This window comes from Burkholderia sp. KCJ3K979 (assembly GCF_016759955.1).
In the GTDB taxonomy this organism is placed as follows: domain Bacteria; phylum Pseudomonadota; class Gammaproteobacteria; order Burkholderiales; family Burkholderiaceae; genus Burkholderia; species Burkholderia orbicola.
Genome location: NZ_JACFYV010000008.1, coordinates 1 through 22,293, shown reverse-complemented (window position 1 = coordinate 22,293; position 22,293 = coordinate 1). Strand labels below are relative to the sequence as shown.

The following is a 22,293-nucleotide window of genomic DNA, read 5'->3' as shown; positions in this document are numbered from 1 at the left end:
TTTCTCATCACGGAAACCGACATGAACGAACTTACTGCCACACGTCGACTTTCGGATCATGCGCTGATCAGCGATTGCGACGGCGTGCTCGTCGATAGCGAAGCCATCGCCGAACGCATCGTCGTGACTCGCCTCGAGCACCTCTGGGGGCTCGCCGGCCTTCGCGACGTCGTACGTCCCCTGCTCGGCATGCGAGCCGAGCAATTGCTGCGCACGGTCGCGACCATCGTCGACCGGCCGCTCGACGACGACACGGTCGAGGCGATTCGCGCGGACATCCACGCAAACGCGGTGAATGCGCCGGCCATCGACGGCGTGCGCGACGCGTTCGCCGCCATCCCGCTCGTCAAGGCGTGCGCCAGCAACAGCGATCTTGCCTATGTGCGCAGCGTGGTCGACCGGATCGGCCTGGCCGACCTGTTCGGCGAACGCTTGTTCACGGCCGACCAGGTGCCCTCGCCGAAGCCCGCGCCCGACGTCTATCTGGCCGCCGCCCGTCGCATGCATGTCGCGCCCGAACGGTGCATCGTCGTCGAAGACAGCGCGACGGGTACGGCCGCCGCGATGGCCGCCGGCATGACCGTACTCGGCTTCGTGGGCGCCGCGCACGCGGCACGAACGCAGACGGACAAGCTGCACGCCGCAGGCGCGTCCGTCGTCTTCGACGACATGGCCGCGCTGCCGTCGCTCGTCGAGCGCTGGCTGCGACACATGCAGGACACGACGCCCGCTTGGCGCGTACGCGCCTGACCTTCCCCGAACGAGAAACACCTCGCGATCATGAACGACAACGCATCCCTTCCGGCGCGCGAAGACGGCACGCGCCATCCGCTCGCCAATGCAACCCTCGGACGCGCGGCACCGCACGTCGCCGTTCCTGCCTACGACCGCCATCGCCTGACGGCGGGCATCGCGCATATCGGCGTCGGCAACTTCCATCGCGCCCATCAGGCGCGCTACGTCGATCATGTGCTGCATCTGCCCGGTCACGAAAAATGGGCAATATGCGGAATCGGACTGGGTAGCGGCCCGGCCTCGGTCGCCAAGGCCGACGCGCTTCGCGCGCAGGATTGCCTCTATACGCTGACGGAGTTCTCGAGCGACGGCACGACGGTCGTGCGCGTCATCGGTGCAATGATCGAGTATCTGCACGCACCGGCCGACCCGGAAGCCGTACTGACCCGGCTTGCCGATCCGGCGATCCGGATCGTATCGCTGACCATCACGGAAGGCGGTTACAACCTCGACGAGACGACCGGCGCATTCCGGTTCGATACGCCCGACGTCGCACACGATCTGCTGGGCGGACCGCCCCGTACCGCGTTCGGGTTCATCGTCGAAGCGCTCAGACGGCGTCGAGCCGCCAACGTACTGCCCTTCACCGTGATGTCCTGCGACAATCTGCGCGGTAACGGCGATACCGCGCGGCGCGCGGTGCTCGATTTCGCACGGGCGACCGACGTCGATCTCGCCGCCTGGATCGAGCGTTACGTCGCGTTCCCGAACAGCATGGTCGACCGGATCGCGCCGCAGGTGACGGACGCGATCCGCCTGCGCGCCAACCGGTTGTCAGGCTTCGACGACACGGCGCCCGTCGTTGCCGAAACGTTCTCGCAATGGGTGGTCGAGGACAGCTTCAGCGCCGGCCGCCCGGCATTCGACGCAGCCGGCGTCGAATTGCGCGACGACGTCCATGCGTACGAGGCCATGAAGGGGCGCATGCTGAACGCTTCCCACATGTTGCTCGCTTACCCGGCGATTCTGCTCGGACATCGCTTCGTCCACGACGCCATGGCCGATCGCGATCTCGCGGCGCTGCTCGACATCTTCCTTACCCGGGACGTCGGCTCGATCCTCACGCTACCGCATGGCGTGTCCGCACGCGCCTATGCCCGCGATACGCTCGCGCGCTTCCGCAACGCCGCACTGGGCGATCAGTTGCTGCGCGTCGCGCACGACGGCGCGTCGAAGATCCCGGTGTTTCATGAAAAGACCATCGGGGCATTGATCGCGCGTCACGGCGACATGCGCCGTGAAGCGCTGCTGCTGGCCTGCTTCCAGCATTACCTGAAGGGTGTCGACGATCTCGGCAACGCGTTCGCCGTCAGTGAGCCGCAATTCGAGGCAGCGGATCTCGAGCGCGTGCGAAGCGGCGCGCCGCTCGCGATCCTCGATTCAAAGCCGTTCGCCCCGCTCGGGCTCGCTTCCAACCCGGGGTTCGTCGAGCTATTCCGCACGATGCAGGCAGCCGTGGCGACACGCAGGACACGCGACGCCATCCGGCTGGCGCTCGATGCTTCAGATACCTGAACAACGTATCGCTTCCCGAATATCGGAGGCGAGAACGCTGCCATCGGCGCGATGCGAGCGTTCCTCGCCCGTATTTTTTCCGAACAGCACGTCCTCGAATGCGCGGTTGAGTTCGGTCAACTTCGCGTCGAGCCGCGCCAGTTCCCGATGGACCGGTAACGGAGGATCGCCGGCTACCGCAAGCGTTCCGTGCCCGACGCTCGCAGCCGCATCGAGTCGCATCGAGCGGCCGCGACCCAGATCGCTGATCAACGCATCGATTCGCGTGACGACAGCCGCGCGCGCCGGCCGCTCGAATGCGACATCCGGGCCACCGGCTTCGACCGGCAGGCGTGTCGCCACGATTCGGCCATACAGCCAGCAGGACAGCAACGTGTCCGACAACCGTCGGGCGTCGCCGGATGCACGGAGCATGCGCCACGCAGCCAACGGCCGGATCGCCATGCGCACGTCGTGAAAGCGGCGATCGGCCGCGCGCATCTGCGCCGCCCCCGGCCGCATGCCGTCGTCGCGGTCGTGCACGAGTTCGCGCAGCGCCGCCAACAGCCCGTGCGAGCGCGTCGCAATGTGGCGCGACGCCGCCAGCGGCATCACCAGCAGCGCCGCCGCGAGCGACACCGCGCAGCCGATCAACACCTCGCCGATACGCAGTTCCGCAAGCGCGCCGATCTCGAACCCCAGTTGCGCATAGACGAGGCCGATCAGCACCGTGAGAAAGAACACGCCGCGCCCATAGGCGTGCAGGATGTGGTACGCCCAGCCAAACACGCACACGCCCATGACGATGACCACGAGTGCATTCGCATGATGAGCCGCGCCGACGACGAGTACGCTCGCGAGCGCGCCGGCGAGCGTCCCGGCGACGCGTTGCGCGCCGCGATAGATCGTGTCCGCGCACGAGTACGTGCCGAAGAACACGACGAACGTGCTGAGCACCGCCCACATCCACCGCTCCGACGACAGCGTCTCGCCGATCAACATCGCGGCGCACGCAGCCGCCGCGGCGCGGATCGCCGGCAACCATGCAAGCGTGCGCCAGCCGGCGGTCCACGGCACCGCGCGCGCGGGCTGCGGCGTCGCGGGCGGCGGTGCGGCGGTGATGCGCGCCGCCAGGCAGTCGGCGACGCTCTCGAAGCGGGCAATCGCGGCACGCAGCGCCGCGGCGGCGGCATCGGTTCGATCGCGGTTCAGCACGCGTCGAGCCGACGCGATCTCCAAGGCGACGAGCGCGGTGTGCAACGCATGCGCGTCGCCTTCATCGCGTGTCGACGCGTGATGCTCGAGCGCGATGGCGGCTTCGTTCAGCGCCAGTAAATGGGCCATCGCATCCAGCGCGCCGGCATCCGACACGTCGCTTCGTGCGATGCACGCCGCGTGCAGCGATACCGAGCGCGCAATGAGCCGTGGCGTGGGCGCCGCGTGCACCGGCAACAGCACGCGGCAGACGAGCACGACGCTTGCCGGGCCGGCGATCGACATCGCCAGCATGTGGCCGGCCTGTAGCGCGGCCGGATGCAGATAAAGACCGAGGTAGTACATGGCGATCGCCAGGAACGCACAGCCGATCGTGCGCGGCCCGCGGGTCTGGCACAGCATCGAACAGAACAGGACGATCACGAACCCCGCCTTGCCGACGGCCGGCCACGCACTCACGCAGGCGGCCGCGGCAAAGCTTGCGCATGCGGTGCCGTACTGCCACGCAAGCGACTCATACCAGTCCAGCCGGTGAGCATCGCGCAGGAAGAGTGGCGCGATCATCGAGAACAGGATGCCCACCGCGCCGGTGGTGATCGCAAAACCGAGATGGAGCGCCGACGCAATGCCGAGCGCACCGGCCAGCAAGCTCGCCAGCGCGGCGCGCGCACCGCCCAGCAGACGATGAAGACCAGGGTCGACAATGAACAGGCGGTCAATCGCCCGTGACAACGAAACAGCTGACATGATCGAAGAATTCCAGAGACAGCGCGGCGGCTTCCGGCCGGCATGCCGGTCACGGTTTTCATGACGGCCGTCGTGCGTCGCGAGGGCCGCCGTGCCGAACTCAGAACACGCGGTCTACCCAGCCGTGGCGATCGGCTTCACGCCCGTTCTGGATATCGAGCAGCGCCGCCTTCAGGCGCTGCGTGACCGGCCCTGCGCCACCGTCGCCGATCGTGAAGTCGTACGCCCGGCCCTTCACCCGGCCGATCGCCGTCACGACCGCCGCCGTGCCGCATGCGAACGCCTCGACCAGTCGACCACTGCGCGCATCCGCGTGCCATTGCTCGATCGTGTAGCCCTCCTCCCGCACCGTGTAATTCAGTTCCCGGGCCAGCGTGATCAACGACGCGCGCGTGATGCCCGGCAGAATCGTCCCGTTCAGCGGCGGCGTCCGGATCGACCCGTCGTCGAACACGAAGAACACGTTCATCCCGCCCAGTTCCTCGATCCAGCGGCGTTCGACCGCATCGAGAAACACCACCTGCTCGCAGCCTTCGCGAATCGCCTCCGCCTGCGCCGCCAGGCTCGCCGCATAGTTGCCGCCGCATTTCGCGTCGCCCGTACCGCCCGGCGCCGCCCGCGTGTAGTGCTCCGACACCCACAACGTGACCCCGGCCGCGCCGCTCTTGAAGTACGCGCCGACCGGCGTCGCGATCACGCAGTACAGGTACTCCGGCGACGGCTTCACGCCGAGCACCGCCTGCGTCGCGATCATGAACGGACGCAAATAGAGCGCCGCACCGTCGAACGCCGGAATCCAGTCACGATCGGCCCGCACCAGCGCACGCACCGATTCGACGAACATCGCCTCCGGCAACGGCGCCATCGACAGCCGCTCGGCGGAATGGCGAAAGCGCCGCGCATTCGCGTCGGGACGGAACAACGCCGCGCCGCCGCCCGGCAACCGGTAGGCTTTCAAGCCCTCGAAAATCTCCTGCGCGTAATGCAGCACGAGCGTGGCCGGATCGAATCGGAACGCTTCGCGCGGCCCGATTTTCGCGTCATGCCACCCTTGTTCCGCCGAGTACCGGATCGTCACCATGTGATCCGTGAAGACCCGGCCGAAACCGGGATCGTCGAGCAGCGCGGCGCGCTCGGCCGCCGGGACGGGATGGGGATTTTGTTCGAATGCGAAGTGCTGGACGGAACCGGTGCTCATTTTTGCCCCTTGATCGGCAGCGGGACCGCCCCGGCTGCTACGGGCCAAAATTTATCGTAGAAAAAATAATTTCAGGTTGCGTGTTCGACCTAAGATGGAAGCGTTTTGGCAATTCAATGCCTCAAAAACCGAACATTCCGGCACTGCGTGCCTCAACCGAACTTGTCGGATCAATGACCGCGATCGAACTGGACGAAATGGACCGTCGCATTCTGAGAGCGCTCCAGGAAGATGGGCGCATCCAGAACGTGGAACTGGCGCAGAAAGTGGGCTTGTCGCCGTCACCGTGCCTGCGTCGGGTCAGGCAGCTGGAACAGGCTGGGGTCATCGAGCGCTACGCGGCGCTGCTCGACGCCTCGAAGATCGGCGCGGGGTTGACCGTGTTCGTCCGTATCTGGCTGACGAGCCAGGACGCGAAAACCGTCGACCGTTTCACCGAGGCGGTTCAACGGCTGCCACAGGTGCTCGAGTGCCACTTGATGGCGGGCGATTGCGATTGCCTGCTGCGGGTCGTGACCGCCGACATCGACGCCTATCGGAAACTCCAGATCGACCACTTGACCCGGATCGAAGGCGTGCAGAGCGTGAAGACCGAGATTCCGATGCAGAAGATCAAGCAGACTTCCGTGCTGCCGCTTTGAGCGTGCGCGGCGCTGCGGGACGGCTCGTGCGGAATTCCGGGAACCGGGACAACGAAAGCGTCAGACTGGCATCTCTTGTTCCCACCCGCCGCGGGTGTTCACGTCGGCAGCGTCGGCGAGCGTTTCTCGAGTCGGGACGGCCCCCCGCCCGTCGCCCGCCGCAAGGCAGGCCGATCGCGCCGGCGAATTCGTGTGCCGCACGCACGAATTGACAGCCCCCATCGGCACGCCGAAACTGGGCACCCCTTTCCCTCGCTGTGGTCATCGGCATGAATTTCGAGATATCGGACTTGCGGGCCTTCGTGGCGACGGCCGACCTCGGCAGCTTTCGCGCGGCGGCCGATGCACTGCATCTGTCGGCATCCGCGCTGTCGCGCCGGATAGAAAAACTCGAAGAGGTGCTGGGCGTCAGACTGTTCGAGCGAACCACACGGAAGATGGACCTGACGATCGTCGGCCGCGGGTTTCTCGAGCGCGCTCACCGCATCCTCAACGAGGTCGACAACTCGATGCTCGAGTTCGACGACCTTGCCCGCAAGATGACCGGCGAACTCACGGTCGCGTGCGTGCCGTCGGCGGTGCGCTACTTCCTGCCGGAAACCATCGCGACCTATCATCAGCGCTACCCGGGCATTCGCCTGCGTCTCATCGACGAGCCGTCGTCGATGGTTTTTCTCGCCGTCGCGCGCGGGGAAGCCGATTTTGGCCTGACTTACGTCGGCACCGAAGAGCCGGACATCGAATTCACGCCGCTGCTCGACGACCCTTTCGTTCTCGCTTGCCCGCGCAGTCATCCGCTCGCAAAGCGCAAATCCGTCGCGTGGGCGGAGCTCGCCGGCCTCGAGTATTTGGCCATCGCGCAAGGCAGCGGCAATCGCGCGGTCATAGACGAGGCGCTGGCAGGCGCGGCCGACCGGCCCAAATGGTTCTGCGAGGTACGCCATGTACCCGCGCTCGTGAGTCTGATCGAAGCGGGCCTGGGCGTCGGTGTCGTGCCTCGGCTCGCGATGCCCCGCGGCCCGCACAAGGTACTTGCCAGCGTCGCGCTCGTCGATCCGCCGATCCGGCGAACGCTGGGTGTCATCCAGCGGCGCGGCCGCGGGTTGTCCTCCGCGGGCCGCTTCTTCCTTCAGCTGTTGACGGAGATGCGTGCACCCGGTGTGCCTCCCGCAAGCACGGCCGCTTAGGCGAAGCGCCGGCCCTCGGCTTCGGGCGGCACGGCAAAGCCTTCGCGCGCATCCGGTGGTTGGGTTGGATTGGGTTCGATTCGTGCGCACGGCGCACCAATCGAACGAAAATATGCGTTTGTTGCGTGAACCGCTCCTGCTCGATCATGTGCGAAACGCAAGCGTCGTGCTATTCGCAGCCGCTTGAACCGCACGGTTTTCAAATCGAAGGAGACAACGCGTTCCATGACCCAGCCCACTCCCACCCACGGCATCGTCAGCAAGGCACATCTGACCGAGCTGACCATCGAAGCACTCTGCGCGCTCGGCCTGACGCGCGCCGATGCGACCGACACCGCCACGATCCTCGTGCTTGCCGATCTGTTCGGTCTGCGTACGCACGGCACGAGCCGTATCGAATCGTACGGCTCGCGCCTGCGCATCGGCGGCATCAATCCCGCACCGTCGATCACCACCGAACAGGTGGCGCCGGCCCTTTACCGCCTCGACGGCGACAACGGCATCGGCCCGCTCGTCGGCCATCGCGCACTCGATCTGGCGATGACGGCCGCACGCGAACAAGGCATTGCCTGTGTGTTCGTGCGCGGCAGCAATCACTTCGGCCCCGTCTCCCCCTATTCGTACCTCGCCGCGATGCAGGGCTTCGCCAGCATCATCGGCAGTAACGCGACGACGACGATCGCGCCGTGGGGCGGTACCGACGCCCGCCTGGGCAACAGTCCCGTCGGCTTTGGCGTCCCGAACCCGGACGGGCGCCCGTTCATGCTGGACATGGCGATCAGCGTCGCGGCACGGGCGAAGATCCGCAACGCGCTCAAGCGGGGCGAGCCGATTCCCGGCGACTGGGCCACCGACGCGCAAGGCAAACCGACCACCGATCCGAAAGCCGCGCTCGACGGCTTTCTGCTGCCGATCGGCGGCCACAAGGGCTACGGCCTCGCACTGGTGGTCGACCTGTTCGCGGGACTGCTTTCCGGAGCGGCGTATCTCACGCACGTCAAGTCGTGGGAGGACGACCCTGAACAACCGCAGAATCTCGGCCACTTCTTCATTCTCATCGATACGACCCGGCTCGGCAGCACCGGGTGGCTCGCCACGCACATGGCCGATTACGCGGCGATCCTGCACGGCTCCCAACCGGCCGATCCGGAGGCGCCCGTGATCGTGCCCGGCGAGATCGAACTCGGTCGCCTGGAACGCCAGATGGCGGAAGGCATCGATATCGGCGCGGCACAGCTCGCGATGCTGGAAGCGACCGCCCGTCCGCGGCGCTGAACGCCGCGTTCGCGAGCGTGGCCGCCACGCTCGCACCGCTCCGAACGCACGGCGCGGCAGCGAAACGACAAGCGACGGACCGGATAGCGCGTTCGAGCGCCCGGCCGTCAAGCACATAACAAGCTCCAGGGAGCGACAGGTGACAAACATTCGATGGCGCATCGTCCTGCTGCTGTTCATCGCAGGCTTCATCAATTATCTCGACCGTGCGGCGCTGTCCGTCGCCGCCCCCGCCGTCATGCGGGAACTGCATATGTCGCCGAGCAGCCTCGGGCTGCTGTTCTCGACGTTCTTCATCGGCTACGCGGCATTCAATTTCATCGGCGGATGGGCGGCGGATCGCTGGGGCGGCAAGCGCGTCTTCTCCGGGGCAGTCCTGACGTGGTCGTTGCTATGCGGTGCGACCGGTCTTGCCGGCGGCTTCGGCTCGCTGCTGGCCGTCCGCACGCTGTTCGGCATGGCCGAAGGTCCGCTCGCGACGACGATCAACAAGATCGTGAACAACTGGTTTCCGCACAAGGAATCGGCGACCGCATTCGGCTTCGCGAATTGCGGCCTGCCGCTGGGCGGCGCGGTTGCAGGGCCGGTCGTCGGCCTGCTGACGGCCGCTTACGGGTGGCGCGTCGCATTCGCCGGAATCGCGTGTTTCGGCTTGCTCTGGCTGGTGTTCTGGATGTCCATGGCGACCGACAAGCCGCATCAGCATGCACGCGTATCCGATGACGAACGCCGGCTGATCGAATCCGACCGAAGCGTCCCCGAAAACCCTGCGGACCTGCGGCCCCTCGGCTTCTACCTCAAGCAGCCCGCCATTCTCGCGGCGATGATTTCGTACTTCGGTTACAGCTACATCCTGTTTTTCTTTCTCACCTGGTTCCCGACCTTTCTGACGATGGACCGCCACCTGAGCCTGAAAAGCATGAGTCTCGCGACGGTGCTGCCCTGGCTGCTGGGGTTCATCGGCTACGGACTGAGCGGCGTGCTGTCCGATCTGATCTTTCGCCGCACGGGCAACGCATTGCTCGCGCGCAAGCGGGTATTGATCGCCTGTCTCGGCACGGGAGGCGTGTGCGTCACGCTGGCCGGCGCCGTGACCACGACGCTCGGTGCGCTGCTGTTGATGGCCGTTGCGGTGTTTGCCCTTTATCTGAGCGGCAGCGCCTATTGGGCACTGATTCAGGACACGATCCCCGGCCCGAAACTCGGCAGTGTCGGCGGATGCGTACACGCGATCGCCAACTGCGCGGGCATCGTCGGCCCGGCTGCCACCGGCTTTCTCGTGCAGGAAAGCCATACGTTCTTCAGCGCGTTCTTTCTCGCGGGCGGTATTGCGCTCGCCAGCGTGCTGGCCGTCGCGATACTGCTGAGGCCCCGGGCGCTCGCGCAACGCAAGTCGAGCGATGCACGGGTCTGCGGCTGAAGGCTCGTGCCCACCCATGAATTTCTTTTCTTCACGCTATCGACATGAAACCCGACCCATCCGTCATTCGCGCACTCACACCCACCGGCAAGCTGCGGGCATCGATCAATCTCGGGAATCCCATTCTCGCGAGCAAGGACGCATCGGGCGAACCGGCCGGTGTGTCGGTCGATCTGGCGCGCGCCTTTGCCGCAACGCTCGGCGTGGCACTTGAACTCGTGGTGCTCGACGCGGCCGGCAAGTCCGTCCAGGCGGTCAGCGACGAGCGGGCAGACGTCGGCTTCTTCGCCATCGATCCACGACGAGGAGAAACCATCGCGTTTACCGATCCGTACGTTTTGATCGAAGGCTATTACATGGTGCGCGATGAATCGTCGATTCGCGCCAACGACGATGTCGACCAGCCGTCGATCCGCGTGGCAGTTGGTGAGGGAAGCGCTTACGATTTGTTCCTGACGCGCGAGTTGAAGCATGCGCGGATCGTGCGGGCACCGACGTCTCCGACCGTCGTCCGGACGTTCCTCGACGAGGGCCTGGATGTGGCCGCCGGCGTCAAGCAACAGCTCGAGGCAGACGCACGTCAAGCGCCTGGCCTGCGTTTGCTCGACGAGCGATTCATGGTGATCCGTCAGGCGATGGGTTTGCCGAAAAGCCGCGGTGCGGCGGCAGCCGACACGTTGCGGGCCTTCGTCGAGGAAGCGAAGGCATCCGGGTTCGTCGCCGAGGCACTCGCGCGGCACAAGATTACCGGCGCGTCGGTCGCGCCCGCTGCGTAGGCCGACGCGGCCCACGCGTCGTCGGCTTGGGCGTCAGTCGCGTCAGTCCGACACGCGCGCGGTCGATCGCGTCCGCGCCGCGCCGACGGCAACGATCGCGCCACCCAGTATCGCCATGCCGATCGACGTCAGCGTCACGACGAGCGCCACGCGCCCGCGGCCGGAGAAGAGCCCCACGAGCAGCCCGCCAAGCGGCTGCGTCGCGTTGTTCAGCAGGACGATGACGCCCGTCGTCTTGCCATAGTCCCGAGGGGGAATGATCGCCTGCCGTGCGCTGCGGATGTACACGTTGAACATCTTGTCGAAACCGATGACCATCAGGAAACCGGCAACGTACATCGCGATCGAACCCGACAGGCCCATCACGAGGCCGCCGGCCGCGATCGCGACGAATGCGACGATGCCGAGCCGCACGCGCGATACCTCGATACGCGCGACGAACAACAGGACCACGACCGTCGCGACGGCACCCGCGACCTGCAGCCCCGCATAGAAACCGCCCGACTGCCGAAACGTACCGGTGACCATCGCAGCCGACGTCGCCAGTGTCGTCCCGATCACGAGGTTTTCCGCCGCCGCGAGCAGGACGAGCCGCGAGAGCCCCGGCAGCGTAAGGACATGCGTCAGCGCCACGCCGAACGGCGCATACCACGGCCCCACCGCGTGCTCGGGACGCGCAATGCGCGCCGTGCTGGTGCGCTGCCATACGAACGCCAACAGATCCGCCGCGACGAACAGTAGCGCCGCGCAAGCGACGCCCCACTCCCAGGTGCGCCATCCCAGCAGCGCCGCCGCAACGATCGGTCCGAGCACGACGCCCGACTGATCGGCGAGCTGCGTATGGGCCAGCACCTTCTCGAAGCGCTGCAGCGGAAAAATCTGCGGCAGCAGCACCTCCCGGGCGACGAGACCCTGGCTCGTGAGTACGCCGCATACGGCGGACAGCGCGATCAGCCAGCCGATTCCGCTCCAGGCGACATAGCCGACGATGCCGATCAGACAAGCGACGGCCCGGCTGGCCTGGCTCATTCGCAGCACGCGAATCGGCGACACGCGATCGCTCAGTGCACCGCAGATCGGGAAGGCAATGAATCGCGGGAGCGTTTCGATGAAAAAAGCGAGCCCGGACCACGTCGCTTGCCGAGTGACCTGAAAGACGACGAGCGGCACCAGAAAGAGCAGCATCTGGTCTGCAAGGCGCGCCAGAAAGAGAGAACCCAGAAAGGCCGGCTGATCGACGCGCATCACGCGTATGCCTCTGCAAGATTGGTCGGAAGGCGCCCGCGGGATACGCCCGCTTCGCGGGGCGCTCGGTACGTCGATCCGGACGCGCCGTCGATGTTGCGCTGCTCGGATCGACCCCGCTGACGAGCACGAGAAAGCACGAGATCCTCGTCCTTGCCGCCATTCAACCACGCGCACCGTCCGGTTGCAAACCGCAACCGGACGGTCGACCTCAATTGCTGAAGATCAGACCGCGAGCGGCGCCATTGACGTAAATCCGGCCGTATGTGTTCCAGTCGCCGGCCATCACGCCGGAGTCGCCGAATTGGTGCGCGTCGTCGTTGAAGCGCGCCCACGTCGCGCCGCCGTCGTCGGAATGGTAAATGCCCCAGACGCCGTTCAGCGTGCCTTCCACGTAGACCGCGGCCGAGTACGGCGAACCGGTCGGTGCCTTGCCCAACGCGATCACGGTGGCGCCCGGCGTGCCGTTGGCCGACGCAAAGGCGCCGAGCTTCGACCAGGTCGCCCCCGAGTCCACCGAGTGGTACACGGCCGTGCCGTCGGCCAGCCAAAGATCGCCCTCCGCGTTCGGATTGACCGCCATCGACGTATCCCGCCACGAATTCCACGCCAGATTCGCGTTCACCGAGCCCTGGCTCAGCGTGAACGTGTGGCCGCCATCGTTCGAGACGTAGATCTTGCCGCGCTGCCAGCTCCACGACGCACCGCCCGAATCATACGCATAGACCTTGTTCGGGTTCTTGCGGTCCGCGGCCAGGCGGTAGGCACGCGGGAAGCCGTTCCAGACGGCGCTGAACGCCGGCAGGTTGGTCGCCGTCCAGCTGGCGCCATTGTTTGTCGTGTACGACGGCACCGAGTCCGGCGGTGCCCAGGTCACGTTGTTGCGTGACGGGACGACCAGGTTGCCCACGTTGCTCTGGCTTGCCGCTGCGCCGTTGGGCAGCGACGCGAACGTCGACCAGCTATTGCCGCTGTCGCCCGACCAGAAGCCCCTGGTGGCATGGCCGTTGGCGTTGTCGACGCCCGCGGCGGCGATGTACGCCGGATCGGACCACGACATATCGGCCGAGTTGCCGTTGCTCCACGTGTTCAAGGGGCCCTTCGTCGGCCTCGTCGAAAGATCCGTATTGACCCACGTGCCGATATCGCCCGCGCTGTTGATGAAGTTGTATGACGCACCGGGCGGCGCCGTGACCAGCGCCAGCGTCACGGTTTCCTCGAGGTTGTCGACCTTGGGGCTCCAGGTTGGCGTGGGCGACGAGGCGTTCATCGTTTCACAGATGCCGCCGCCGTGGACGTGCATGACGTGATCGCGATTGGTTGGGTCGATGGTGACGCCCTCGACCCAGCCGGCGCAGCCACCCGCAGCAATGCCGGTATGCGGCATGCCGGCCTCGATTTCGCGCCATGTAGTGCCGCCGTCGTCGGATAGCTGGATCGTCTTGCTGGTGTCGCTCCAGCCGGTCATGCCCAGTGCAATGCGAGCGGACGAGCCCAGACCGGCGACGGACAGGCCGCCAAAGCCGTTGCTGCTGGAGCTGTTGAGCAGCGTCCAGTTGCTGTCGTTGCTGCCGCCGAACTTGTAGAGACGGCTCGGTCCGCCGATGCCTTGGCCGACGCCCGCGTTGAACACCACGTAAAAGGTGCCGTCGGACGTGCGCACGACGTGCGGGATGTAGTAGCCGGACACCGCTGACGGGACCGGCACCGGCGTCCACGAAAAGCCGCCGTTGGTGGACTTGTACAGCGTCGACGTCAGGCCCGCCGCGTTCGCGTAGTCCGGGGCGACGGTGGCCCACATGATCCAGGTCGGCTGGCCGCTACCCTTGCCCGACGTATCGAAGATCACCTGTTCGACGCCGATCGGGGAATTGCCGCCGCCGATCGTGGTGGAGGACAATCCCGTGACCTGCGCCCACGTGCGGCCCGAATCGGCACTCTTCCACAGGCCGGCCGTGCGCGAGCCGTAGAACAGCGTCGACGGATTGTTGGGGTCCACCTGCAGGCGCTCGCCGGTGGCCCGGCCGTTGTCGTTGCCGCCTACCGGGAACGGCAGGTCGTAGTGCGTCCACGTGTTGCCGCGATCGCTGGAGATGTAGATGCGGCCGTTGTGCCCCTGCGTCACCGTAATGCCGGTCATCATGTAGACGAGCTGGTCGTCGTTCGGGTCGAGTGCGAGGCTTTCGACGCCGTGGAAGTCGCCCTCGCCCGCACCGAAACCGATGCCGTCGGTGATGGGCGTCCATGTCGAGCTGGCCGCATTCCAGCGGTACGCGCCGCCGACGTCGGTGCGTGCGTACAGCAGGCTCGCGTTGGTCGGATGATAGATCAGGCCGGTGACGTAGCCGCCCCCGCCCCACTTGACGCTGGTCCAGCTCGCCGCCGGCAGGTTGCTGCCGCTGCCGTTTCCGCCGATCTGGCCACGATTGGCGGCGACATTGGCGGCCAGACTGGACGCGCCTGTCGTGCTGCCGGATCCACCACCACAGCCCCATAACGTACACGCCACCGCCGCAGCGGCAATCCATCGCTGAGAAAACACGGTCATCGGAGAAATCCTTGAAGGAAGAGGTTCATCGCAGGGCCCGCCGTCGGGCCCTGCGCAATCAATTCGCCACGAGCGATGCAATCTGCGCAGCGCCGAGCGCACCGCGATAGATGCGGAAATCGTCGATCAGGCCGTGGAACGTGGCGTCGGCACTGTATTGCGATTTGCCCAGCCAGTTCTGCGTGGCACCGCCGAGGCGGAACGGCGCCTGGAACATCGCCGTGTTGGTACCGACGGGCATGCCGTCCACGTAGATCGTGCCGGTCGAACCCGACAGCGTGACGGCCACATGCACCCATCGCTTGCTCGGCAGCTCGGTGGGCGCGTCGATGATCTGTTCCGGAGGGCCGTCACCGGGGCCGTTGGCCGTCATGGCGAAGCGCATGCCGGCCCAGCCGTTGCGCATCTGCCCGCGCGGCGTGAACATCATGTAGCGGTGAAAGCCCGTGCCGAAATCGAACAGGCGTGCCCACGTCTGCGAGCCGTTCCAGAACACCCAGCTGGCGATGGTGAAGTCCGACACATCGGCCAGCAGATCGTCGGGCAGCGCCACATACGCGCCCGAGCCGTTGAGCGAGACCGCGTTGCCGCTGCGCCCCGCTGCCCACGTAGCGCCGTTGAGCGTGCCATTGCGCCCGTTGCCCGAGCTATCGGCGACCGTGATGCCGCTGCCTTCATCGAACGCGAGGTGCGCGAGCAACTGCTGCGCCGTGATCACTTTCACTTCGTTGGAGTGCGCCGATTCGCCCGCAATCGTTTGCGCCGTCACGACATAAAAATACGTGCCGGCACCGGCTGGCATGTCGGTATAGGTCAGCAGACCGGTGATCCCGCTCTGGATGGTGCTGTATGGTCCGCCGGCAATGGTGGCGCGCTTGACGTTGTAGCTGACGGCGTTGCTGCTGCCCCACCACGACAGCACCACCTTGCCCGCACTGGTGTAGCCCGTCAGGCCGGTCGGCGTGGCGGCAGGGGTGCCGGGGTCGAGCGTGCAGGTGAGCGTGCCGTAGCCAAGCTGGTCGAATCCGCCACTGTTGGAGCCGTAGTTGCCGCCACCGCCTTCCGGTGCCACAAGCTCGGCTGCGCGCTGGGTGTAAGGCGCCGCCAGACCTTTGCGGTTGATGTAATGGTTGGCCACCAGCGCCCAGCAGGGCCGCCCCAGGGCGCTGCCTTGCCCGCCGGTGGACAGCTGCGTCTGGATGACGCCGGCGCTGTTCTGGTACGTGACGAAAGGCACCGTGTGGAACGCGCCGTCCTCCTGTGTCAGGTTGGCTTTGGCCACGTATTCCGCGCCTGCGAGGAAGCGGTTGTTGTCGTAGCCGTACAGGTCGATGCCCTGATTCCACGCCATCTCGCAAATGGCGCCCGTCAATGCAATGCCGAGCACACTGTGCCCCTGGTCCCGGCCGGCTTCCTGCCATTGCCCGAGGTTGCCGGGATGCATGTAATACACGGCTTGCCGGATACAGCCGTTACTGCCACCGGTCTTGAAATGGGTGACGGCCTCGTTGACGAGCTCGGCATCGTCGCACAGCACGCCAATGGCCAGGACGCACGCGATGTTCGCCAGTCCCCAGTTGGCCCAGTAGTGCGTGTCCATCGCGGTGTCGATACGGGTCAGGAAAGCATGGCTGACCGGGTAGAAGACATTGCGCATCATCGCCTGAAACGCGGCGAGGCCGGCCGGGCTCCAGCCGCTGTAGCTGCGCATGATTTCGGCGGCGTTGGCGAACTCGTAGCCATAGATGCCGGCGGCGAGCGCCACGTCGCTGCCGCCGAGCGTCGTCAGCGTCGAGGCCCATTGGTCCAGATACTCCACGGCCTTGTCGGCGTAGCGCTTGTCGTCCGACACCTTCCAGCGCAGCGCGTCGCCATAGGCGGCGGCGATGTCGTTGTAGAGCGCGCCGTAGTTCTGACCATGCGTCGGATCGTTGCCGCGATAGATGCCGACCTGCGGGTTCGGCTTGTTCGTCAGGCGCGTGTGACCGTTGGCGACGAGCACGTTCCAGCTGTCGATCCACGGGGAAGCGTGCGCGCCGACTTTCGCGCGCATGCGTGCGAAATCCGCCTCGGTATGCAGCAAGCCAGGATGCGTGAAGGTGCGGGTTTGGGCAGTGCCTGCCGACGTCGCGCGTGCGTCGATACCGCCAGAAGTTGGAGCAACTCCGGACGCCAGGGCGCTGTTGTTTGCCGATGTACGCTCAGCGTCTGTAACCGCGTTACCTCCGTCACCGCCGCATCCGGCCAGAAGCGTAGCACCGAGACCCATCACGAAATGGCGTCGTGCAGTACTCTCGATGTCGCCGAGTGGGACGATTTCCTCGGACAGCATCGTCGATGCTCCCTTGTCTCGCATGTCTGGATCCCCTGTTTTTTCGCTATCGTCAACGCGACAAAAATGTACTATCCGTTCCGTATTCGTCAGGAACGGGAAGCATTCTATCCAGTGTGATAGGGATCCAATCAAGCGGAAAATAACAAATTCACCGATGACACGCACTTGTCACATCGATGATGCAAGGATCGAGGAGTGCACGAGGCGGCCCGGCACAGCCGTAGAACAGAGCAAAGGTCGTCACCGTTTGCGAAGTTCACATGGCGCTTCATCGGCCGACGCCGACGCGGAACCGCAAGACTTCCCCGGAATCCAGCCTATTCGTCCAACGAAATAAAATCGTCGCCGACCGTGGTGTCGCGCAAAGCGGCGTCGACTCCCCCTGCAGTGTCGGCAGCGCCTGCCTACCGCCCCAACACGCGCTCCACCAGCCTCACGAAATAACTCGCTCCCACCGGCAGCAACGCATCGTTGAAGTCGTAACTGGCGTTATGCAGCAGGCAAGGCCCGCCGCCATGCCCGTGCACGCGATGATCGCCCGCCCCATTCCCGAGGAACGCATAACAACCCGGCTTCTCGCGCAGCATGAACGAGAAATCCTCCGCCGCCATGGTCGGATCGACGGCCGCGTTCACATGCGCGTCGCCCACCAGCTCGCGCATCACCGCTACCGCCACTGCCGTCTGTTCGGCGTCGTTCACGGTAGCCGGATACTGGCGCTGGAAATCCACCTCGCTCTCGCAATCGAAGGCCGCGGCCGTCGCGGCCACCACCGCGCGCATGCGCGTCTCGATCAGGTCGAGCGTCGCATCGGAGAAGGTCCGCACCGTCCCGCCGAGCCAGGCATCGGTCGGCACCACGTTCATCGCCTCGCCCGCATGCACCTGCGTGACCGACAGCACCGCGCCGTCGATCGGATTGCGGTTGCGCGTGACGATCCCCTGCAGGGCGCTCAGCACCTGCCCCGCCGCGAACACCGGATCGCGGCCCAGGTGCGGCATGGCCGCGTGGCAGCCGGCCCCGCGCAAGTCGATCCGGAACAGGCTGGTCGAGGCCATCAGCGGCCCCGGCCGCACCGCGAAATCGCCGGCCGCGATGCCGGGCCAGTTGTGCAGCCCGAACACGGCATCCACCGGGAAACGCTCGAACAGGCCGTCCTCGATCATCGCGCGCGCGCCGCCGCCCGCTTCCTCGGCCGGCTGGAAGAACAACTGCACGGTGCCGTCGAACTCGCCATGCCGCGCCAGATGGCGCGCGGCCCCGAGCAGCATGGTGGTGTGTCCGTCGTGGCCGCACGCATGCATCGCGCCGGGCACCGTCGAACGATGCGCGAAGGTGTTGGCCTCCTGCACGGGCAGCGCATCCATGTCGGCGCGCAGGCCGATCGCACGCGCGCTGCCGCCGCGCTTCAAGGTGCCGACCACGCCGGTGCGGCCGACGCCGCGCGTGACGGCGTAACCCCATTGCTCGAGCCGCTCGGCGACGAGTTCGGCGGTGCGGTACACGTCGTAGCCCACCTCGGGATTGGCATGGATATCGCGGCGGATCGCCGTCAGTTCGTCGGCGTGCGCGACGATGGAATCGATCAGTTTCATGCGGAGGGAAGCACTTTTGCGGTCGTCGCGGCGTGGCGTGGCGGCGGGCCGATTCATGCCGCCCGCCACCGCCCCGCGAGACGTCAGATATGGAACAGCTGCGCCACCAGGGTCGCGCCGATGAAGGTGCCGGCATTGGCCACGAAGGACACCAGCACGATGCGCCAGCCGAGCCGGCGGAAGGCCGGGATGTCCTTGGCGATCGACAACCCCGCGAACACCAGCATCGGCGTGGTCACGCCGAGAAAATCGTTGTGCGAGCTGAGCGCGGCGATCTGCGAAGCCCACGGGGACCACGGCGAGGTCAGGAACATCGCCACCACCGATACCCAGCAGACCGCCGGAATCCGCCGCCCCGTCACGCGCGCCAGCGCGTCGCCGACGATCGTCGCGGCCACCATGATCGCGATTCCCGGCAGTCCCGCCAACGGTGTGGTGCCGTGGGCGATCCAGTCGCACACCAGCGCCATCGCGGCCGTCACGATCCACGCGAGCAGCTTGCCGCCGTAGCCGAGCGCGGGTGCCTCGGTCCGCACTTCGCCCAACGACGGGCTGGCCGCCTCCGGCTGCGCCGAGGCCTTGGTGGTGCGGCCGATCAGCGGCTCCAGCACGCGATAGCCCCAGACCGCGAGCGGCAGCGAGATGAACAGCGTGAAGTAGGTACCGATGGTGGTGGTGATCAGGTTGCTGGCCGCGGCGAACGCGAGCACCGATTTCGCCGTCTCCGGGTCCTGCTGCGCGGCGATCGCGCCCGACGCGGCCGCCATCATGCTGCCCGAGCCGACGCCCGAGCCCATCGCCAGCGCGAGCGGATCGAAGATGCCGAGGCTGCTCACGAAACCCGCGAACACGGCGATGAACACCGCGCCGAACACGGTGCCGGTCAGGTACTCGGCCAGCACGCCGCGCCCCTCGGCCGAATCCATCCCGTACTTCTCGCCGATGATCGCCAGACTCGGCTCGCGGCCCACCGAGAAGGTCGCGCCGATCGCCTCGCGCTTGATGCCGAGCAGCAACGCGAGCGGCAGGCCGAGCAGGATGGTGCCGACGAAGTGGCCGAATTCCTGGAAGGCCAGCGCCCAGCCCGCCGACGCCAGCTTGGGCAGCGCGCTGCCCACCATCAATCCGAGCTTGGAGACGAACAGCAGCAGCGCCGGCTGCAGGATCGCGGCCGCGAAGAACTGGTCGGGCACGCTCAGGCGCGCGCTGCTGTTCCAGCGCGCGCTGGCCAGCCCCACCGCGGCGCCGAGCAGCAGCGCCCAGATCATCGGCAGCAGCACGACCTTGCCCGGTCCGAGCTTGAACGTGAACGAGCCGATCCATTCGGCGACCAGCAAAATGCCGGCCGCGTAAAGCAGGACCTTGGCGGTGGCCGCGCCGCCCAGCTCGCGGCGCTCGATACCCAGTGCGTGTTCCATGACGAATCTCCCCTTGAAGCCCGGCTGCCGTCGCATGCGGACCGGTGATTACAGATAACCGAACGCGGTGGGCGGCGCTTCCGCCGTCTCGACCCACACGCTCTTGGTCTGCGTGTATTCGTACAGCGCCTCGACCCCGCTCGAGCGGCCGTAGCCGCTCATGCCGTAGCCGCCGAACGGCGACGCCACGTTGATGGTCTTGTAGCCGTTGACCCAGAAGGTACCGGCATTCACCTGCGCAGCCATGCGATGCGCGCGCGCCACGTCGGTGGTCCATGCCGCGCCGGCCAGGCCGAAGTCGGTGTCGTTGGCGATCGCGATCGCCTCCTCCTCGGTGTCGAACGGGATGGCGGCCACCACCGGCCCGAAGATCTCGGTGCGCGCCACCTCCATCGCGTTCGACACGCCGGCCAGCACGGTGGGCGCGACGAAGTAGCCGCCGCGGCCCGCCTCGACGCGCTCGGCCGAGCCGCTGGCGAGCGTGGCGCCCGCCGCCACGCCGTTCGCGATCATCGACATCACGTGGTCGTACTGCTTGCGATTGTTGATCGGGCCCACCTCGGTCGCCTCGTCGAGCGGCGCGCCGACGCGGATCTTCTTCGCCCCGGCAGCCACCATCGCGACGAATTCGTCGTAGACGGCGCGCTGCACCAGCAGACGCGAGCCGGCCACACAGCTCTGGCCCGCGCCGGCGAAAATCGCCGCCTGCGCGGTCAGCGCGGCGCGCTTGAGGTCGGCATCGGCGAACACGATATTGGCCGACTTGCCGCCCAGCTCCAGCACGCACGGCAGCACGCGGCGCGCGGCGGCCTCGGCGATGCGCGCGCCGGTGGCCGGCGAGCCGACGAACACCACCTTGCTCACCACGCGATGCGCGATCGCGGCCTGCCCGGCGGTGTGACCGAAGCCGGCCAGCACGTTGACCAGACCGCGCGGCAGCCCGGCCCGCTCGCCGAGCCTCGCGACCGCCAGCGACGTGAAGGGCGTGAGCTCCGACGGCTTGAGCAGCACGCCGTTGCCCATCGCCACCGCGGGCGCCACCTGCCAGCCGCAGGTGAACACCGGCGCGTTCCACGGCGTGATCTGCAGCACCACGCCGGCCGGCTCGCGGCGCGTGTAGTTGAGGTGCGAGGTCGGCACCGGGATCACGCTCCCGTAGAACTTGTCGGTCCAGCCCGCGTAGTACTCGAACATCTCGGCGACCTTCGCCACCTCGCCCCGGCAGTCGCGGATCGGCTTGCCCGAGCCCAGCGCCTCCAGCCGCGCGATCGCGTCGGCCTCGGCGCGGATCGCGCGCGCCACCTCCTGCATCACCCGGCCGCGCGCGGCATGCGTGAGCGCCCACCATTCGCGCTGCGCGCGGCGCGCGCTTTCGGCGGCATGGTCGACAACGGCTGCGCCGGCGTCGCGATAGGCGAGCGTGGCCTCGCCCGTCGCCGCATCGTAAAGCTGGATCGTGTCGCCCTGGCCGGCGACGAGTTCGCCGTCGATATACGAGCCGATCGTGGCGGCACCGGGGAAGAAGTGCGCGAACGCGGCGAGCAACTGGTCTGCGTGCTGGGTCATGTCAGGTTTCCGTGTAGGTGAGTCGAGCGGGATCGTGGCGCGGGCTGCCCCGCCTCAGGCCGGGTCGACGAAGTCGACGATGCGGTTGAAGTCCTCGCCGTCGGCGACGGAACCCTCGCTGGCCGCCCACACGCGCGCCGCCTCGCGCGCCACCGGCGCGACGCTGTCGAACTGGTCGAGCAGGCCCAGCGCGAGCCGCACGTCCTTGCGCATCAGCTTCATCGTGAAACCGGAATCGAACTTGCCGTTGAAGATCCAGGTCGGATAGTTGGTCAGCGTCGCGCTGTTGCGGCCTGAGCCGCCGTTGAGCGCCTCGACCAGCTTTTCCGGATCGACGCCGGCCGCGCGCGCGGTGCGCACCGCCTCGCTGGCGACCAGCAGGTGCACGCCGGTCAGCAGGTTGTTGAGCAGCTTGGTGACGTGGCCGGCGCCTACCGGCCCCACATGCACGCGCTTGGCACTGATCGCCGCGAGGATCGGCTCGATGGCCGCGATATCGCTGTCCGAGCCGCCCAGCACCATGGTCATGGTGGCGGTGGCCGCGCCCTTCGGGCCACCGCTCACCGGGCCGTCGACGAAGCCGATGCCGCGTTCGGCCAAAGCCGCCGCCACGCGCCGCGTACTGTCCGGATCGGCCGTGGTGGTGTCGATCACGATGGAGCCCGGTTTCGCGTTCTCGAGCACGCCGCCCGCGCCCAGCACCACCGCCTCGACCACCGCCGAGGTCGGCAGCGACAGCAGCAGCACGTCGGCGTCGCGCGCGATCCCGGCCACCGAATCGCGCGCCGACAGCACCGCCTGTTCGGCCAGCGCGAGCGCCACGCCCGGCGCCGCGTCG

17 protein-coding genes are annotated in these 22,293 nt (G+C 66.9%); 7 read left to right on the top strand and 10 right to left on the bottom strand.

Annotation, left to right across the window (positions count from 1 at the left end; all coding sequences use genetic code 11):
* Nucleotides 1–21: 21 nt before the first annotated feature.
* Nucleotides 22–750, top strand: a complete 729-nt coding sequence (locus tag H3O04_RS03500; RefSeq protein ID WP_012339820.1) for an HAD family hydrolase — start codon at nt 22–24, stop codon at nt 748–750.
* Between the two features lie 30 nt (nt 751–780).
* The gene (locus H3O04_RS03495) at nt 781–2,310 is read left to right on the top strand and encodes a mannitol dehydrogenase family protein (RefSeq protein ID WP_202587144.1); all 1,530 of its coding nucleotides are present in this window, start codon (nt 781–783) and stop codon (nt 2,308–2,310) included.
* Here H3O04_RS03495 and H3O04_RS03490 read toward each other — a convergent pair.
* Together H3O04_RS03490 and H3O04_RS03485 are read right to left on the bottom strand one after the other, a co-directional pair.
* Nucleotides 2,299–4,251 carry an FUSC family protein gene (locus H3O04_RS03490; protein WP_237666163.1) on the bottom strand — a complete coding sequence of 651 codons (1,953 nt, stop codon included), beginning with the start codon at nt 4,249–4,251 and terminating at the stop codon, nt 2,299–2,301. The genes H3O04_RS03495 and H3O04_RS03490 overlap by 12 nt on opposite strands.
* Before the next feature lie 100 nt (nt 4,252–4,351).
* A complete protein-coding gene (locus H3O04_RS03485; RefSeq protein WP_202587143.1) occupies nt 4,352–5,449 on the bottom strand; it encodes a branched-chain amino acid aminotransferase in 1,098 nt (365 codons plus the stop codon).
* Between the two features lie 182 nt (nt 5,450–5,631).
* Between H3O04_RS03485 and H3O04_RS03480 the strand changes: the two genes are divergently transcribed.
* Nucleotides 5,632–6,090 carry an Lrp/AsnC family transcriptional regulator gene (locus H3O04_RS03480; protein ID WP_027806114.1) on the top strand — a complete coding sequence of 153 codons (459 nt, stop codon included), beginning with the start codon at nt 5,632–5,634 and terminating at the stop codon, nt 6,088–6,090.
* A gap of 269 nt (nt 6,091–6,359) precedes the next feature.
* The gene (locus H3O04_RS03475) at nt 6,360–7,277 is read left to right on the top strand and encodes a LysR family transcriptional regulator (RefSeq protein ID WP_043887343.1); all 918 of its coding nucleotides are present in this window, start codon (nt 6,360–6,362) and stop codon (nt 7,275–7,277) included.
* Here H3O04_RS03475 and H3O04_RS03470 read toward each other — a convergent pair.
* Nucleotides 7,274–7,504: a hypothetical protein gene (locus tag H3O04_RS03470; protein ID WP_202587142.1), complete on the bottom strand. Its 231-nt coding sequence runs from the start codon at nt 7,502–7,504 to the stop codon at nt 7,274–7,276. The two genes, H3O04_RS03475 and H3O04_RS03470, sit on opposite strands and share 4 nt — an antisense overlap.
* Here H3O04_RS03470 and H3O04_RS03465 point away from each other — a divergent pair.
* The 3 genes from H3O04_RS03465 (at nt 7,503) to H3O04_RS03455 (ending at nt 10,748) form a co-directional block, all read left to right on the top strand.
* The gene (locus tag H3O04_RS03465; RefSeq protein WP_202587141.1) at nt 7,503–8,552 is read left to right on the top strand and encodes an Ldh family oxidoreductase; all 1,050 of its coding nucleotides are present in this window, start codon (nt 7,503–7,505) and stop codon (nt 8,550–8,552) included. The two genes, H3O04_RS03470 and H3O04_RS03465, sit on opposite strands and share 2 nt — an antisense overlap.
* A 139-nt stretch (nt 8,553–8,691) precedes the next feature.
* On the top strand, nt 8,692–9,972 hold the full coding sequence (locus H3O04_RS03460) for an MFS transporter (RefSeq protein WP_202587140.1): 1,281 nt from the start codon (nt 8,692–8,694) through the stop codon (nt 9,970–9,972).
* A 44-nt stretch (nt 9,973–10,016) separates the two neighbouring features.
* Nucleotides 10,017–10,748: an ABC transporter substrate-binding protein gene (locus H3O04_RS03455; RefSeq protein ID WP_202587139.1), complete on the top strand. Its 732-nt coding sequence runs from the start codon at nt 10,017–10,019 to the stop codon at nt 10,746–10,748.
* Nucleotides 10,749–10,790: 42 nt separating this feature from the next.
* On the opposite strand, the gene H3O04_RS03450 is transcribed toward H3O04_RS03455, so the two are convergent.
* The 7 genes from H3O04_RS03450 to H3O04_RS03420 form a co-directional block, all read right to left on the bottom strand.
* On the bottom strand, nt 10,791–11,993 hold the full coding sequence (locus tag H3O04_RS03450) for an MFS transporter (RefSeq protein WP_023475873.1): 1,203 nt from the start codon (nt 11,991–11,993) through the stop codon (nt 10,791–10,793).
* Between the two features lie 211 nt (nt 11,994–12,204).
* Nucleotides 12,205–14,643, bottom strand: a complete 2,439-nt coding sequence (locus H3O04_RS03445; protein WP_442862822.1) for a WD40/YVTN/BNR-like repeat-containing protein — start codon at nt 14,641–14,643, stop codon at nt 12,205–12,207.
* On the bottom strand, nt 14,600–16,873 hold the full coding sequence (locus H3O04_RS03440; protein WP_202587138.1) for a LamG-like jellyroll fold domain-containing protein: 2,274 nt from the start codon (nt 16,871–16,873) through the stop codon (nt 14,600–14,602). Before H3O04_RS03440 ends, H3O04_RS03445 begins: the two co-directional genes overlap by 44 nt.
* Before the next feature lie 407 nt (nt 16,874–17,280).
* On the bottom strand, nt 17,281–18,471 hold the full coding sequence (locus tag H3O04_RS03435) for a M20 aminoacylase family protein (RefSeq protein ID WP_202587163.1): 1,191 nt from the start codon (nt 18,469–18,471) through the stop codon (nt 17,281–17,283).
* Nucleotides 18,472–18,554: 83 nt separating this feature from the next.
* Complete coding sequence (locus tag H3O04_RS03430) at nt 18,555–19,889, bottom strand: DUF3100 domain-containing protein (protein ID WP_023475878.1); 1,335 nt, start codon at nt 19,887–19,889, stop codon at nt 18,555–18,557.
* Nucleotides 19,890–19,937: 48 nt separating this feature from the next.
* Nucleotides 19,938–21,455: an aldehyde dehydrogenase family protein gene (locus H3O04_RS03425; protein WP_124592055.1), complete on the bottom strand. Its 1,518-nt coding sequence runs from the start codon at nt 21,453–21,455 to the stop codon at nt 19,938–19,940.
* A gap of 54 nt (nt 21,456–21,509) precedes the next feature.
* On the bottom strand, nt 21,510–22,293 hold a 784-nt coding region (locus H3O04_RS03420), incomplete at its 5' end, for an NAD(P)-dependent oxidoreductase (RefSeq protein WP_202587137.1).

Bases quoted from the DNA above. Each gene is read 5' to 3' on its own strand.
- H3O04_RS03500 (WP_012339820.1), top strand. From the start codon at position 22: ATGAACGAACTTACTGCCACACGTCGACTTTCGGATCATGCGCTGATC.
- H3O04_RS03495 (WP_202587144.1), top strand. From the start codon at position 781: ATGAACGACAACGCATCCCTTCCGGCGCGCGAAGACGGCACGCGCCAT.
- H3O04_RS03490 (WP_237666163.1), bottom strand. From the start codon at position 4,251: ATGTCAGCTGTTTCGTTGTCACGGGCGATTGACCGCCTGTTCATTGTC.
- H3O04_RS03485 (WP_202587143.1), bottom strand. From the start codon at position 5,449: ATGAGCACCGGTTCCGTCCAGCACTTCGCATTCGAACAAAATCCCCAT.
- H3O04_RS03475 (WP_043887343.1), top strand. From the start codon at position 6,360: ATGAATTTCGAGATATCGGACTTGCGGGCCTTCGTGGCGACGGCCGAC.
- H3O04_RS03465 (WP_202587141.1), top strand. From the start codon at position 7,503: ATGACCCAGCCCACTCCCACCCACGGCATCGTCAGCAAGGCACATCTG.
- H3O04_RS03470 (WP_202587142.1), bottom strand. From the start codon at position 7,504: ATGGAACGCGTTGTCTCCTTCGATTTGAAAACCGTGCGGTTCAAGCGG.
- H3O04_RS03455 (WP_202587139.1), top strand. From the start codon at position 10,017: ATGAAACCCGACCCATCCGTCATTCGCGCACTCACACCCACCGGCAAG.
- H3O04_RS03450 (WP_023475873.1), bottom strand. From the start codon at position 11,993: ATGCGCGTCGATCAGCCGGCCTTTCTGGGTTCTCTCTTTCTGGCGCGC.
- H3O04_RS03440 (WP_202587138.1), bottom strand. From the start codon at position 16,873: ATGCTGTCCGAGGAAATCGTCCCACTCGGCGACATCGAGAGTACTGCA.
- H3O04_RS03435 (WP_202587163.1), bottom strand. From the start codon at position 18,471: ATGAAACTGATCGATTCCATCGTCGCGCACGCCGACGAACTGACGGCG.
- H3O04_RS03430 (WP_023475878.1), bottom strand. From the start codon at position 19,889: ATGGAACACGCACTGGGTATCGAGCGCCGCGAGCTGGGCGGCGCGGCC.
- H3O04_RS03425 (WP_124592055.1), bottom strand. From the start codon at position 21,455: ATGACCCAGCACGCAGACCAGTTGCTCGCCGCGTTCGCGCACTTCTTC.